The following is a 13,516-nucleotide window of genomic DNA, read 5'->3' on the forward strand; positions in this document are numbered from 1 at the left end:
CCTTCAGATTGGTCGTGCGTTCGTTGTCTGAGAACCTGTCCACCTCTCCCGTCGACGAGGAGACCTCCTCGGCGCACGCTATCCAGGCCAAGTGGCAGAAGTACTGGGCGGAGAACGAGACGTTCCTCACCGGCGGCGACGACGACAAGCGGCCCCGCCGCTACGTGCTGGCGATGTTCCCGTACCCGTCCGGCGACCTGCACATGGGGCACGCCGAGAACTACCTGTACTCCGACATCGTGGCCCGTTTCTGGCGCCACCGCGGGCACAACGTGCTCAACCCGATCGGGTGGGACTCCTTCGGGCTGCCGGCCGAGAACGCGGCGATTCGCCAGGGAGCCGACCCGCGCGAGTGGACGTACCAGAACATCGCCCAGCAGAAGCAGGCGTTCCAGAACTACGGCGTCTCGTTCGACTGGTCGCGCGTGCTGCACACCTCCGACCCCGAGTACTACCGCTGGAACCAGTGGCTGTTCCTGAAGCTGCACGAGCGCGGCCTGGCCTATCGCAAGAAGAGCGCCGTCAACTGGTGCCCGAACGATCAGACGGTGCTCGCGAACGAGCAGGTCGTCGACGGACGCTGCGATCGCTGCGGCGCCGAGGTCGTGAAGAAGAAGCTCACCCAGTGGTACTTCAAGATCACGGACTACGCCGACCGACTGCTCGACGACCTGAACCAGCTCGAGGGCTTCTGGCCGCACAAGGTGCTGCAGATGCAGCGCAACTGGATCGGCCGCTCGGTCGGCGCCGACGTGGACTTCCGCATCGAAGGCCGCGATGAGCCGGTCACGGTGTTCTCGACGCGTCCCGACACGCTGCACGGTGCGACGTTCTTCGTCGTGGCGCCCGACTCCGACCTCGCGAGCGAACTCGCCAGGGATGCTTCTGTCGAGGCGCGCGAGCGGTTCGAGAAGTACCTGGGTGATGTGCAGAAGACCACCGATGTCGACCGTCAGGCGACCGACCGTCCGAAGACCGGTGTCTTCCTCGAGCGGTTCGCGATCAACCCGGTCAACGGCGAGAAGCTGCCGGTGTGGGCTGCGGACTACGTGCTCGCCGACTACGGTCACGGCGCGGTGATGGCCGTGCCCGCACACGACCAGCGCGACCTCGACTTCGCCCGTGCCTTCGACCTGCCGGTCAAGGTCGTCGTCGACACGACGGCGCCGATCACCGGTGCGATGCCGGTCATCGAGGTCGACGATGAGGGTGTGCCGATCGACACGGGGGCCGCTCTCGACGAGCAGAACCCGGCATCCACCGGCATCGCCCTGACGGGTGAGGGCCGGATGATCAACTCCGGCGCCCTGAACGGTCTCTCCAAGCGCAACGCGATCGCCCGTGCGATCGAGCAGCTCGAAGCCTCGGGGACGGGTCGCGCGGCGAAGAACTATCGCCTCCGCGACTGGCTGATCTCGCGCCAGCGCTTCTGGGGCACGCCCATCCCTATGCTGCATGCCGAGGATGGCCGGATCATCCCGGTGCCCGAGGACCAGCTGCCGGTGAAGCTGCCCAGTGTCGAAGGGCTCGACCTGAAGCCCAAGGGCTCGTCGCCGCTGGGCGCAGCCGAGAGCTGGGTGCGCACGGTCGACGCCGCGAGCGGCGACCCCGTGCTGCGCGACCCCGACACCATGGACACATTCGTGGACAGCTCGTGGTACTTCCTGCGCTTCCTCTCCCCGAACAGTGACACCGTGGCGTTCGACCCGGCTCAGGCCGCCCGCTGGTCGCCGGTCGACTCGTACATCGGCGGGGTCGAGCATGCGATCCTGCACCTGTTGTACGCGCGCTTCATCACCAAGGTCCTGTTCGACATGGGTCTGATCGACTTCACGGAGCCGTTCTCGAACCTCATCAACCAGGGGATGGTCCTGCTCGACGGCGCGAAGATGTCGAAGAGTAAGGGCAACCTGGTGCTGTTCGAGGAAGAGCTCGACGCGTACGGCGCTGACGCGCTGCGCGTGGGTCTCGCGTTCGCAGGGCCGGTGGAAGACGACAAGGACTGGGCCGACGTCTCGACGACCGGCGCGCAGAAGTTCCTCGCCCGCGCGCTGCGGATCGCCCGTGAGGTGGCGTCTCCCGTCGACGTGGTGTTCGCCGGGGGAGATGCGGCGCTGCGTCGGGCCACGCACAAGCTGCTCGCCGATGCGCCCGCACTCGTCGAGCAGACGAAGTTCAACGTGCTGGTCGCCCGCCTGATGGAGCTGGTGAACATCACCCGCAAGACCATCGACGGTAGTGCGGGTGCTGCGGATCCGGCTGTCCGCGAGGCCGCCGAGACCGTCGCCGTGATGCTCGACCTGATCGCGCCGCACACCGCGGAGGAGATCTGGGAGATCCTCGGTCACGAGCCTTCCGTGGGCCTCGTCACCTGGCGTTCGGCCGACCCCGCTCTGCTCGTCGAAGACACCGTGACGGCTGTCGTGCAGGTGGGCGGCAAGGTCCGCGCCCAGCTGGAGGTGCCCGCGCGCATCGGCGAGGCCGAGCTCGAGGCGCTGGCACGCGCCGACGAGCGCGTCATCCGTTCGATCGGTGACCGCGAGATCGTCAAGGTGGTCGTGCGCGCTCCCAAGATCGTCAGCATCGTCGTCAAGGGCTGACCGCCCGCGTCGTCGCACACGACGCACCGGCTCTGCACATCAGGCCGCCCGCGGGGGTTCTCCCCGTCGGGCGGCCTGATGCATGAGAGGCCCCCGATCACTCGCCTAGCGTTGCGGGATGCCCGAATCCGCCGCTCCGTCGCCTCCGCCGCGTCGGTTGCGATTGGGCGTCGGCGCGGCGATCGTGCTGGCACTCGTCGTGCTGTCGGCGGCCGTCGGACTCGGGCTGATGCGAGGTCAGGCGGCGCCGACCGAATCAGTGCCGCTGGCCACCGAAGGAGCGGCGGGCGGGGGCTCGTCGGGGGAGCTCTACGTGCATGTGCTCGGCGCCGTGGAGCATCCGGGCCTCTACGTCCTCGATCTCGATTCTCGGTTGGTCGATGCGGTGGCGGCTGCGGGGGGAACGACCGACGTCGCCGACCTGACTGCGATCAACCTCGCGCGTGTGCTCGCGGACGGCGAGCAGATCATCGTGCCGACTGTCGGCGCGGTGGTGGACGGGCCGGGGGCTGTGACGCCCTCCGACGACAGGGTCGACCTGAACACGGCGGATCAGGCAGCGCTCGAGACGCTGCCGCGCATCGGCCCCGCCCTGGCCGAGCGGATCATCGCCTGGCGCGACGAGAATGGGAGGTTCCAGTCCGTCGACGACCTCCTCGCCGTGCCGGGGATCGGCGAGAAGCTGCTCGCCGGCATCCGCGACGGCGTCCGAGTGTGAAGCGCGACCTGCGTCAGTGTCGGACGAGCCGTGGATGAGCGCTTCGATAGGCTCCGCCTATGACACTGCATCGAACTCGTGCATTCTCTCGCCATGCCGCCCTCGTGGTCGGCGCTCTCCTCGTGCTCGTCGGAGTCACCGCGTGCGCGGCCGACGGCGGACCTGGCGATGGCGGCTCGAGTGCGGAGCCCGCAGCGTCGGAGACGCCCACCACGGCCCCGACAGCCGAACCCTCGAGCGCCGCGGACGATGAGGTGACGTGCAATGCGTTCGGTGACGTGCAGACGATCCTGCACAACGCTCAGGCAGCGTTCTACGACGAGCGCATGACCGAGCGAGAGCTGGACGGCTGGACTGCGCTCGCATCGCGCGTTCTCGGCAACATCCCCGCTGCAGAAGAGGGGCGCGTCGCCACGGCATTGACGGCTGTCCAAGATGCGGTGCCCGCCGTGCAGGCACCCCTGGGGCCGAGCAACATCCTTTCGCGCGAGTGGGATGTCCCGGGCGCTGAACTGCTGGCAGCCTGCGAAGCCGCAGGATTCCCCGTCATCACCAACGGGTTCATCGGAGGCTGAGCCACCACCGCCTGCACCACAGGACGCCGAGGGTGCGACACGCTGCGAGTGACTGCGAGCCGCGACTTCATGGCATCGTCAGCGACGAAGCGGTGTGGCGCTACTCGAATATCCTGCGTCACTCAAGACCGCGTGTGCGGCACGTTCGCCCGATGCGAGGGCGCCTTGAATCGACGCGGTGTCGCGGTGGTCGCCGGCGACGTACAGCCGTTCCGCGTAACGCGGCGACCGTGCTGCACCGAGGGGCGCCGGTTGGGCCGGGAGCGCGTCGGTGATGTCGTCGCGCCGGATCAGCTCCCATTCGCTGATGTCCGAACCCCAGATCCCACTCAGGTGGCGGCGGACCTCGAGCTCCTCGGCGGGATCGCCACCGCGTGGCAGCAGGCAGGTCGCGGCGATGAGGTGGCGTCCGGCCGGGGCGTACGAGGGTACGGTGTGCGTCATCACGACGGTGTTCACGACGGGGCCGTGGCCCCGGCCGTCGACGGTCAGCAACGCGGATGCGGTCGGAGGTTCGGCGGCGGCGAACCACCACGTCTGCAGACCGTTCGTCGCCGGCCGGGCGAGCTCGGTGAGGTCGGTGACCGCATCGGGGCCGACCGCGACGACCACCCGAGCTGCGCTGACGGAGTCGCCCTCGCTCACCTCGACCCTGATCTGCTCTCCGAGCGCTGTAATACGCCCCGCTCTGACGCTGAGACGGACGTCGGTGCCCGTCGTGCGGGCATGCGCGGCAAGCTGCTCGGGGACCGCAGCGATCCCTTGTGCGGGTAGGCCTGGGCAGCCGAGCACGAAGTACCGCACTAGCAGCCGGGCGAATGTGTTCGACGTCTCTCCGCGGCTCTCCGCCAGAACCCCGGAGAGGAACGGCTCGAGCACCGCGGTGCGGAGCGGACCGCGGAGGCCCACGGCATCCCATCCCTCGCGCACGGCGACATCGTTGCGGGCGAGACGCGAGAGCGGATGCACCAACGCCGGCGTGGCCCAGCGGGCGAGCGCGACGGCATCCCGAGTGTTCACGAGGCCGCTGCGCAGCGAAGCGGCGATCGACTGGGGGTATCGGAGCGGATGCCGCAGCTCGGCCATGCCCTCCGCCGTGCGGACCCGCACACCCACAGGGAAGCTTCCCAGGGCGAGCGCGTCGAGATCGACGCTGCGCCGGAGCGCGGGATAGGCCGGGTTGAGCACCTGGAACCCGCGGTCCAGCCGAAACCCATCGACGATGTCCGTGCGCTGGCGCCCTCCGACCGCATCCGCGGCCTCGAGGACGACGACATCGAGCCCGCGTGCCGAGAGCAACCCGGCGCAGCGGAGCCCCGCGAGTCCGGCGCCGATCACGATCACGTCAGGCATTCGCGACGACCTCCCTCGTCGGATCGCCCGCGTCGTGAGGATCCCGAAGCGTCGACTCCATGCGACCAGCGTACGACGGGATGCCGGGCGAGCGGACGCCCGCACCGAGTCAGCCCGCGCACCGAGCTGTGACACATCAAGAGCCTCGCCCGCCGCTTCTGCACATCGGGCCGTCGATGCACTCTGTCCACAGTGAGAGTGTCTGCATCCGAGGGGGCGCGTGCCCTGACCATATGTTCTTCTGATGCGAGGATCCGCGAAGAGCATGTGCATCCGGTGGAAAGGCGCCGTCATCATCCGTGACGGCGAGGCCGGATGACGCGTGATCTGCGCCTCTTGCCCGTGGCCGGATGCGTGTGGGTGTCGGCACTCCTGTGCGTGTTCGTCCCTGCTTCGGCGGGGTGGTGCGCGCTTGCGGGTGCGGTCGGTGCGGTGACCGTGGGTGTGGTCGTTCTGAGAAGGGCAGACCGTGTCGCGTCACGGGCGGCTCTGCTGGTGGTCGTGCTTGCGGCGACCGCGGCGGTCTCATTCAGTGCGATGGCGTCGCTGCCCGGGCGTGACGACGCAGCATCGTGGGACGGTCGCGTGGTCGAGCTGACCGGGGAGGTCGCCTCGTCGGCGTCGGTCGGTCGGGACGGGCGCCTGTGGGCGGAGGTGCAGCTCACGGGGATCGGGTCGCCGGGGTCGGTGCGGGCGGCCTCGGCGCCGGTGCGGATCGGCATCGACCCGGCTGACGGCTTCGATCTCGGCGCGACCGTCAGGGTCACGGGCGAGGCGGCGGCGACGGAGCCGGGGGAGAGATCGGCGCTCGTCGTGTTCGGGAATACCGCGGCGGTCGAGGCCGCCGCATCGGGGGTGTTCGCGGTGGCGGCCGATGCTCGAGGAGCGTTCATCGAGCGCTCGTCACGGCTGCCCGAGCCTGGAGCCGGGCTGCTTCCCGGCCTCGCTGTGGGCGACACCCGCGCGGTGTCTACCGAGCTCAACGACGATATGCGCACCAGCGGGCTCAGCCACCTGACGGCGGTCTCCGGGGCGAACTGCGCGATCGTCGTCGGTGCCGCGTTCTGGTTCGCGGCGTTGTGCGGAGCGGGCCGTGCATGCAGAGTGGTCTTCGCTGCCCTCGTGCTCGCCGGGTTCGTCGTGCTCGTCACACCGGAGCCGAGCGTGATCCGCGCCGCGGTGATGGCCGGAGTCGCGATGCTTTCGCTGTTGCTCGGGCGGCCGAGTGCGGGGGCCGGGATGCTCGCGCTCAGTGCTGTCGGCATTCTGATCGCCGATCCCTGGCTCGCCTCGACGCCGGGGTTCGCGCTGTCGGTCGCCGCCTCAGGGGCGCTGATCATGCTCTCGCCGTCGCTGACTCGAGGCCTCGCGCGGTGGATGCCGCAGCCACTGGCACTCGCGATCGCCGTGCCGACCGCCGCACAGCTTGTCTGCGGACCGGTGATCGCTCTGTTCGCAGAACAGCAGTCGCTCGTCGGACTCGTGGCGAACCTGCTGGCTGCGCCGGCTGCGCCTATCGCCACGATCATCGGACTGCTTGCGTGTCTCGCGGCACCCGTTCCGGTGATCGCCGAACTTCTGGCGGCGTCCGCGTGGCTGCCCGCGGCGTGGATCGCCGAGACCGCGACCCTCGCGGCCGGGCTGCCGTTCGCGCAGATCATGATGGAGCCGGGCATAGGCAGTGCCGTGCTCGTCTCTGTCGTGAGCGGAGCGATCGGAGTCATCCTCGTGGACGGGTTCCGCAGGGCAAAGATCGTCCGGGGCGTGGCTTCAGGGGTTCTCGCGGTGGTGCTCGCCCTGGCCGGCGCCCACGTCGTTCTGAACGGACCGCTGGCGAGTGCGACCAACCCGGACGGCTGGTCGGTGGCCGCGTGCGATGTCGGTCAGGGGGATGCTCTCGTCATCAGATCCGAGGGGCGCATCGCGCTGATCGACACCGGCCCCGCCCCCGAGCCCGTGGCCGCCTGCCTTCAGGCGCTCGGCATCGACCGGATCGATCTACTCGTTCTCACACACTTCGACCTCGACCACGTGGGTGGCGTCGACGCCGTGCATGGGCGAGTCGACACGGTTCTGCACGGACCCACGGGTGAGAGCGGCGACGAGAGGATGCTGCAGCGCCTTGCCGAGGGTGGGGCGACGGTGACGGCGGCGGCGGCAGGGCTTCATGGCGAGCTCGGAGCGGCATCCTGGCAGGTGCTCTGGCCGCAGCGTGGATCCGCGGCCTTCCCGCCGGGAAACGACCAGAGCGTGGTGCTCGAAGTCGGAGGTGGCGAGGTACCGCGATCGCTCTTCCTCGGAGACCTGTCGGCAGAAGCGCAGCGGATGCTGTCGCGCACCGCGCACATTCGCGGGAGCTACGCGGTGGTCAAGGTCGCGCATCACGGGAGCGCCGATCAGGATGCCCAGCTCTACGACGACCTGCATCCGCTCGTGGCGCTGTTCAGTGCGGGCGTGGACAACGACTACGGCCATCCGCGCGATGAGACGCTCGCCTCGCTCGCGGCCACCGGTGCGCGCGTGCTGAGGACCGATCGACAGGGGCGACTCCTCGTCGGTCTCGAAGACGGCGCACTGCAGCTCTGGACCGAGAAGCAGCCGCCATGACCGCGAGATCGACGTCGGCGGCCCCCGGTAGGCTGAGAACATGGCTGCTTCTCGTACCCCCTCCCGCGGCGGTGCGAAGTCGGCCAAGGTCGCTCAGGTCTCGTGGCGAGATCCGCGCCCCGCACCCGTCGTCCTGGTCTTCGGGCCCGAAGAGGTCTGTGCGGAGCGCGCGATCGCCGGGATCCGCGACTACCTGCGCACCGAAGATCCGGCGCTCGAGATCACCGACGTCCGCGCTGACGATTACGCGCCGGGCACGCTTCTCTCGCTCACCTCGCCGTCACTCTTCGGCGAGCCACGTCTCGTGCGTGTGTCGGGAGTCGAGAAGTGCTCGGACGCCTTCCTCCAGGAGGCCGTGTCGTACCTCGATCACCCGCAGGAGGGCGCCACCGTCATCCTGCGGCACACCGGTGCGAGCGTCCGCGGCAAGAAGCTGCTCGACGCGCTGCGCGCCGGCACGGGCGACGGGATCGAGATCCCGTGCCCCGCGATCAAACGCGACGGCGATCGTGTCGACTTCGCGGCGGGGGAGTTCTCAGCGGCCAAGAAGCGCATCGCGCCCCCTGCGCTGCGCGCCCTGGTCTCAGCTTTCGCCGACGACCTCACCGAACTCGCGGCCGCGTGTCAGCAGCTGATCAACGACGTCGAGGGTGACATCACCGAAGACGTCGTCACCAAGTACTATGGCGGGCGTGTCGAGGTGTCGGCGTTCGTCGTCGCCGACACGGCGATCGCGGGGCGCTACGGCGAGGCCCTCGTCGCGCTGCGGCATGCACTCGCCTCAGGAGCCGATCCCGTGCCGATGGTGGCGGCCTTCGCGATGAAGCTGCGCACCATGGCTCGCGTGGCCGGCAATCGCGAGCCGAGCAGACAGCTCGCGCAGCGTCTCGGCATGAAGGACTGGCAGGTCGATCGCGCGAAGCGCGACCTCGCCGGATGGAACGAACGCTCCCTCGGAATGGCCATCCAGGCGACGGCCCGCGCAGACGCCGAGGTCAAGGGCGCATCGCGCGACCCCATCTTCGCCCTCGAGCGCATGCTCACGGTCATCGCCACTCGGCAGCCGTTCGGAGAGTGAACGTCCTCGCCCTCCGGGGCGACAGGGTCGCGACCGACACAGCTCGGCCAAAAGCTCGCCGCATGCCCTGGGTGCGCGAAAGAGCCCGCCCCGCGAACGGGACGGGCTCTTGTCACACCCTCAAACGGGGATCGGCTCAGAGAGCGGAAACCTGCTTGGCGATGGAGGACTTGCGGTTCGCAGCCTGGTTCTGGTGGATGACACCCTTGCTGACGGCCTTGTCGAGCTTGCGGGAAGCAGCCTTCAGAGCAGCCTCGGCTGCGGCCTTGTCGCCGGAGACGACAGCGGCGCGCGTCGCGCGGATGTGCGTCTTCAGCTCGCTCTTCACGGCCTTGTTGCGCTCGTGAGCCTTGTCGTTGGTCTTGTTGCGCTTGATCTGCGACTTGATGTTTGCCACGTGTGGACGCTTTCTGTACGGAGTTGTTAGGAAATGCCGGCAGAAGAAGAGGGCTTCCACGCGGCGGTCGTGAGGGAAGAACCCACACGCAAGCCAAGAACCAACTCTACCAGCAACTGGCCGATTCGCCCTAAACGGTGCTCGGTCCATGCGTGACGACGGAAACGACATGCGGCGGAGATATCGAGACTCGGTCGCGCACAGCACGGCACCGGGTGCACAATCATCAATATCCCGACATTCTCGTCGTGACATCGACGTCAAGGAGCGCCATGAGTTCTGCCCTCCCGCCCTGTTCCCGCGCGATAGCGACGACCCCGCAGGCAGCGCAGGGGTGAGCGCCCTGAAGAAGGTCGGCGCGCGATGGATGACGGTGTTCACCCTCGCGTGGCTGGCGATCTGGACGGTGCAGCTGACTCCCGTGCAGCTGCTCCTTCCGCTGCAGCTCAACACCTCGGATGACGACTGGATCAGCGGAGTCGTCTCGTCCGGTTTCGTGCTCGGTATCGGGGGACTCGCGGGCATCATCGCCGGGCCCGTCGCGGGTGCGCTGTCCGACCGTGCAGGCGTCGGCAGGCGTCGTCGGCGTCCGTGGGCGATCGGCGGAGTACTCCTCACGGCCGTGTTCCTCGTCGTCACCGGATTCAGTGAGGGCGCCTGGGCCGTCGGAGGAGCCTGGGTCGGGGTGACGATCGGCGTGGCCGTGTCATCGGCCGCGTTCACCGCCTTGATCGCCGACCAGCTTCCCGCGACGCAGCGCGGCGCGGCATCCGCAGCCGTGGGCTCGAGCCAGGCGGTGGGAATCGTGCTCGGCGTCGGACTCGTCGTGCTCCTCGGCCTCGGGATCCGCGACGGCTATCTGCTGCTCGCCGCGGTGATCGCGGTGATCGGCACAGGTGCCGCCCTGATCCTGCCGGATCCGCCCGCTCCTGTCGGGGCAACGGCGATCAGCCCTGCAGTGATCGAGAAGGACCGTCGATTGCTGGCATCCCTTCGCGATCGGGATTTCTCGTGGATGCTGTGGGGGCGCCTGGTCACCAACATCGGCAACGCGCTCGGCACCGCTCTGTTCCTCTTCTTCCTGCTCCACGGCCTGCACCAGGAGACGGTCGTCGCGCAGGACAACCTGCTGCTGCTGATCGTCGTGTACACGCTGTTCGTCGTCCTCGCGTCGGTGCTCACCGGCATCGTGTCCGACCGCACCGGCAACCGACGCACCCTCACGGTCCTGGCCACGCTCGTGCAGGCGGCGTCTGGAGTCGTGATCGCCGTCGTGCCGACCTTCGAGGCGACCATGATCGCCGCCGCGCTCATGGGACTCGGCTACGGGGCGTTCTCGACCGTCGGCCTGGCCTTCGCCGCCGACCTGCTGCCGGACGAGAAGGACCACGCCCGAGACCTCGGGATCGTCAACGTGACGGCCGCGCTCGGCCAGCTGATCGGCCCTGTCCTCGGTGCGGGTCTCGTGGCGCTCGTCGGCGGCTTCTGGCTCGTCTTCGTCGCAGCCGCAGTGCTGTCGCTCGTCGGCGGCGCACTCACCGCTCTGGCGCGACAGCCTGCTCGTCAGAACCAGGATCACCGTCTGCCTCAGGACCAGACTCCGTCGCAGGACCAGGCGCCGTCTCGGGAGCCGTGAGTCGGGCTTCTATCGTCGCGACGGCCAGCCGCACGACGGCATTGAAGATCTCCGGCCGCATCGCCGTCACGAGATGCGTCGTGCGAGGAACGATGATGAGCTCGGCGTGGGGCGCGAGCCGCTGGAACAGCGCCTCGTTGACCCGCAGCTGGTCCCACTGGCCGTTGACGAACCACAGCGGCACCCTGATGCGGCCGACCGCTGTCGCGAGGTCCAGTGCCGAGAGGTTGCGCAGCGCGGTGTCCTGCGTGTCGAGCGCATAGCCGCCGGCCGCGAAGTCGGAGCGCGTCGCTTCGGGGATCGTCGCCTCGAGGATCCGCTCGGTGAGCCACATCCCCCGGTCGGGCAGGCGATCGACTGCTCTGGCGATGACGCGGTAGGCGGCGAGACCGGCGCCACGGGGGAGCGAGGTGCATGACGCCGCGATGAGCCCCGCCACCTGTGGTGTCTGCGCGCCGCCGACATAGGCGAGCGACAGCAGACCACCCATCGAGTGCCCCACGAGCAGCACGGGGCCGCGCGTCGCGGCATCGCGCACGGCGGCGTCGATCGTGTGCAGCGCCTCGTGCAAAGTGAAGTCCTCCGCCATCCGGGTGCCGTGCCCTGGCAGATCGACGGCGACCGCCGCAATGCCCTGCTCCTCGAGGAACGCGAGCTGCGATCGCCACATGGTCGCAGACGTGCGGATGCCGTGCACGAAGACGATCTGGACGCTCACGCGTTCAGCATAGAGAAAGCGGGGCCGGTGGATGAACCACCGACCCCGCATCCCGAAGAACTGATCGAGTCAGTCTTCGCAGGAATTACTTCTCGTATCCCACGTTCTCCACCGGCGTGATGCCGAAGAGGTCGAGACCCACGTAGGGCTCGGGCGTGAGGTTGGCGAGGCCTTCCTTGACGGTCCAGATCTCCGGACCGTTGAGGACCGGGATGATGCCCCAGGTCTTCGCAAAGATCTCGGACTCCATCTCCATGGCCTTCTTGGTCTGCTCGACCGGGTCGGAGATCGTCTCGAGCTCCTCGTGGATCATCGTGTCGATCTCCTCGGTGCCGGTTCCCGACAGGTTCAGGCCGCTGTCCGAGCAGTACAGCTGGCAGAACCAGGCGGCACCGAACGGGTCGGACGACGTGAAGTTGAGGAAGAAGATGTCACCGTTCTGCGTGGTGTAGTCCTCGGCGAAGTCAGCGGACGGACGGGTGTCGATCGTCACCTCGACGCCGACCTCCTTCAGCTGCTGCTGCACGGCGAGTGAACGGGCCCGGGCGGTCTCCGTGTCGGAGTGAACCGGGAAGACGAGCGACAGGCGCACGCCGTCCTTCTCGCGGACGCCGTCGGAACCTGCGACCCAGCCGGCGTCATCGAGGAGCTTGTTGGCACCCTCGGTGTCGCCGTCCTTGCGGCCCGCCTCTTCCAGCGCGTTGACGTAGTTCGGCTGGAACGAGAACAGCGTGAGGGACCCGGCGGGCTCCTCGGTGTAGTTCAGACCGTTGAAGACGATGTCCTTGACCTGCTCGATGTTGATCGCCTCAAAGACGGCCTTGCGCACGTCGAGATCCGCGAGTGCGGGGTTCGAGGAGTTGAGCGTGAAGATCGCGTTCGCGGTCGCCTGACCCTTGTAGGTCTTGACGCCCTCGAGGCCCTCGACCTGAGCGAGCAGCTCGGCGCTGCCGGTCTCGGCCATGTCGACCTCGCCGTTGCGCAGAGCGTTGACCGCAGCGGTCGGCTCCATCTGGATGAAGGAGACCTTGTCGAGCAGCGGAGCGTTGCCCCACCACTTCTCGTTCGGGACGAGAGTGACGACGCCACCGGTCTTGTCGAAGTTGTCGACCGTGTAGGGGCCAGCGCCCCACTCCGGGTGCCAGTCGCCGAGGAACGCCGTGTTGAAGAGCTCAGGCGTGTTGACGGCGGGGTGCAGGAGCTGCGAGTAGACCATCTCGGGCCAGGCGAACTCGCCCTTGAAGGTGACGATGACGTCGCGGTCGTTCTCGCCGGCCTCGACGGACTCGATCTCCTTCCAGCCGTCGGTCGCGTTCGGCTGGTACTCCTCGTTCTCGCCGTTCTGGGCTTCCCAGGTGGCCTTGAACGCGGTGACGTCGATCGGCGTGCCGTCGTTCCAGACAGCCTTCTCGTTGACCTTGAAGTGCAGGACGGTCTTGCCGTCTTCGACACCGAAGGAGTAGTCGTCGAGGTACGCGTCGTTCTTCTTGACCGTGCCGTCAGGATCCATCAGCAGGATCTGCGGGCGGAACCACGTGCCGACCTGGGTGACGCGAGCGTCGCCGTCGCTGTGGAAGTAGTTCAGCTGCTCGGCGATGTTCGAGATCGGGATGCGGAGTTCGCCACCCTCTGCGAGGTTCTCGCGGGGCTGCGGGTTGTAGTCCGCGCCCTCGACCGTCTGAGGGGTGTCGCCCTCGCCGTTGCCGCCGCCGTTACCTGCCGGTGCACACCCGCTCATGACGAGTGCGAAGGCGGCGCCGAGAGCAGCGATGCCCATCAGCTTCTGATGCCGTTTCATGGTACTCCTTAGTGCCTGTCGGCCTTACTTGGGATA

General features: G+C 68.2%; 10 protein-coding genes. 6 read left to right on the forward strand and 4 right to left on the reverse strand.

From position 1 onward, the window contains the following. Positions 1–23 precede the first annotated feature (23 nt). From leuS to ACQ4LY_RS13210, 3 genes are all read left to right on the forward strand, one after another. On the forward strand, positions 24–2,600 hold the full coding sequence (gene leuS / locus ACQ4LY_RS13200; protein WP_431075684.1) for a leucine--tRNA ligase: 2,577 nt from the start codon (positions 24–26) through the stop codon (positions 2,598–2,600). A gap of 118 nt (positions 2,601–2,718) precedes the next feature. Continuing rightward, positions 2,719–3,318: a helix-hairpin-helix domain-containing protein gene (locus ACQ4LY_RS13205; protein WP_431072166.1), complete on the forward strand. Its 600-nt coding sequence runs from the start codon at positions 2,719–2,721 to the stop codon at positions 3,316–3,318. A gap of 59 nt (positions 3,319–3,377) precedes the next feature. Beyond that, entirely contained in the window at positions 3,378–3,893 is a 516-nt protein-coding gene (locus ACQ4LY_RS13210; RefSeq protein ID WP_431072168.1) for a hypothetical protein, read from the forward strand. Positions 3,894–3,971: 78 nt separating this feature from the next. On the opposite strand, the gene ACQ4LY_RS13215 is transcribed toward ACQ4LY_RS13210, so the two are convergent. Continuing rightward, positions 3,972–5,246: an FAD-dependent oxidoreductase gene (locus tag ACQ4LY_RS13215; protein ID WP_431072170.1), complete on the reverse strand. Its 1,275-nt coding sequence runs from the start codon at positions 5,244–5,246 to the stop codon at positions 3,972–3,974. A gap of 315 nt (positions 5,247–5,561) precedes the next feature. Between ACQ4LY_RS13215 and ACQ4LY_RS13220 the strand changes: the two genes are divergently transcribed. Both ACQ4LY_RS13220 and holA read left to right on the forward strand, forming a co-directional pair. Next, positions 5,562–7,853, forward strand: a complete 2,292-nt coding sequence (locus tag ACQ4LY_RS13220; RefSeq protein ID WP_431072172.1) for a ComEC/Rec2 family competence protein — start codon at positions 5,562–5,564, stop codon at positions 7,851–7,853. 40 nt (positions 7,854–7,893) lie between these two features. After that, the gene (gene holA / locus ACQ4LY_RS13225; RefSeq protein ID WP_431072174.1) at positions 7,894–8,931 is read left to right on the forward strand and encodes a DNA polymerase III subunit delta; all 1,038 of its coding nucleotides are present in this window, start codon (positions 7,894–7,896) and stop codon (positions 8,929–8,931) included. Positions 8,932–9,067: 136 nt separating this feature from the next. On the opposite strand, the gene rpsT is transcribed toward holA, so the two are convergent. Then, the gene (rpsT, locus tag ACQ4LY_RS13230) at positions 9,068–9,328 is read right to left on the reverse strand and encodes a 30S ribosomal protein S20 (RefSeq protein WP_053096545.1); all 261 of its coding nucleotides are present in this window, start codon (positions 9,326–9,328) and stop codon (positions 9,068–9,070) included. Positions 9,329–9,662: 334 nt separating this feature from the next. Between rpsT and ACQ4LY_RS13235 the strand changes: the two genes are divergently transcribed. Then, positions 9,663–10,964 (forward strand): MFS transporter, encoded by a 1,302-nt coding sequence (locus ACQ4LY_RS13235; RefSeq protein ID WP_431072176.1) that lies wholly within the window; start codon positions 9,663–9,665, stop codon positions 10,962–10,964. Here the strand turns inward: ACQ4LY_RS13235 and ACQ4LY_RS13240 are convergent. Together ACQ4LY_RS13240 and ACQ4LY_RS13245 are read right to left on the reverse strand one after the other, a co-directional pair. Beyond that, the gene (locus tag ACQ4LY_RS13240; protein WP_431072178.1) at positions 10,864–11,682 is read right to left on the reverse strand and encodes an alpha/beta fold hydrolase; all 819 of its coding nucleotides are present in this window, start codon (positions 11,680–11,682) and stop codon (positions 10,864–10,866) included. The two genes, ACQ4LY_RS13235 and ACQ4LY_RS13240, sit on opposite strands and share 101 nt — an antisense overlap. An 85-nt stretch (positions 11,683–11,767) precedes the next feature. Then, complete coding sequence (locus tag ACQ4LY_RS13245; RefSeq protein WP_056307228.1) at positions 11,768–13,480, reverse strand: ABC transporter family substrate-binding protein; 1,713 nt, start codon at positions 13,478–13,480, stop codon at positions 11,768–11,770. Positions 13,481–13,516: the final 36 nt, after the last annotated feature.

It is taken from the genome of Microbacterium phyllosphaerae (assembly GCF_050628115.1).
In the GTDB taxonomy this organism is placed as follows: domain Bacteria; phylum Actinomycetota; class Actinomycetes; order Actinomycetales; family Microbacteriaceae; genus Microbacterium; species Microbacterium phyllosphaerae_A.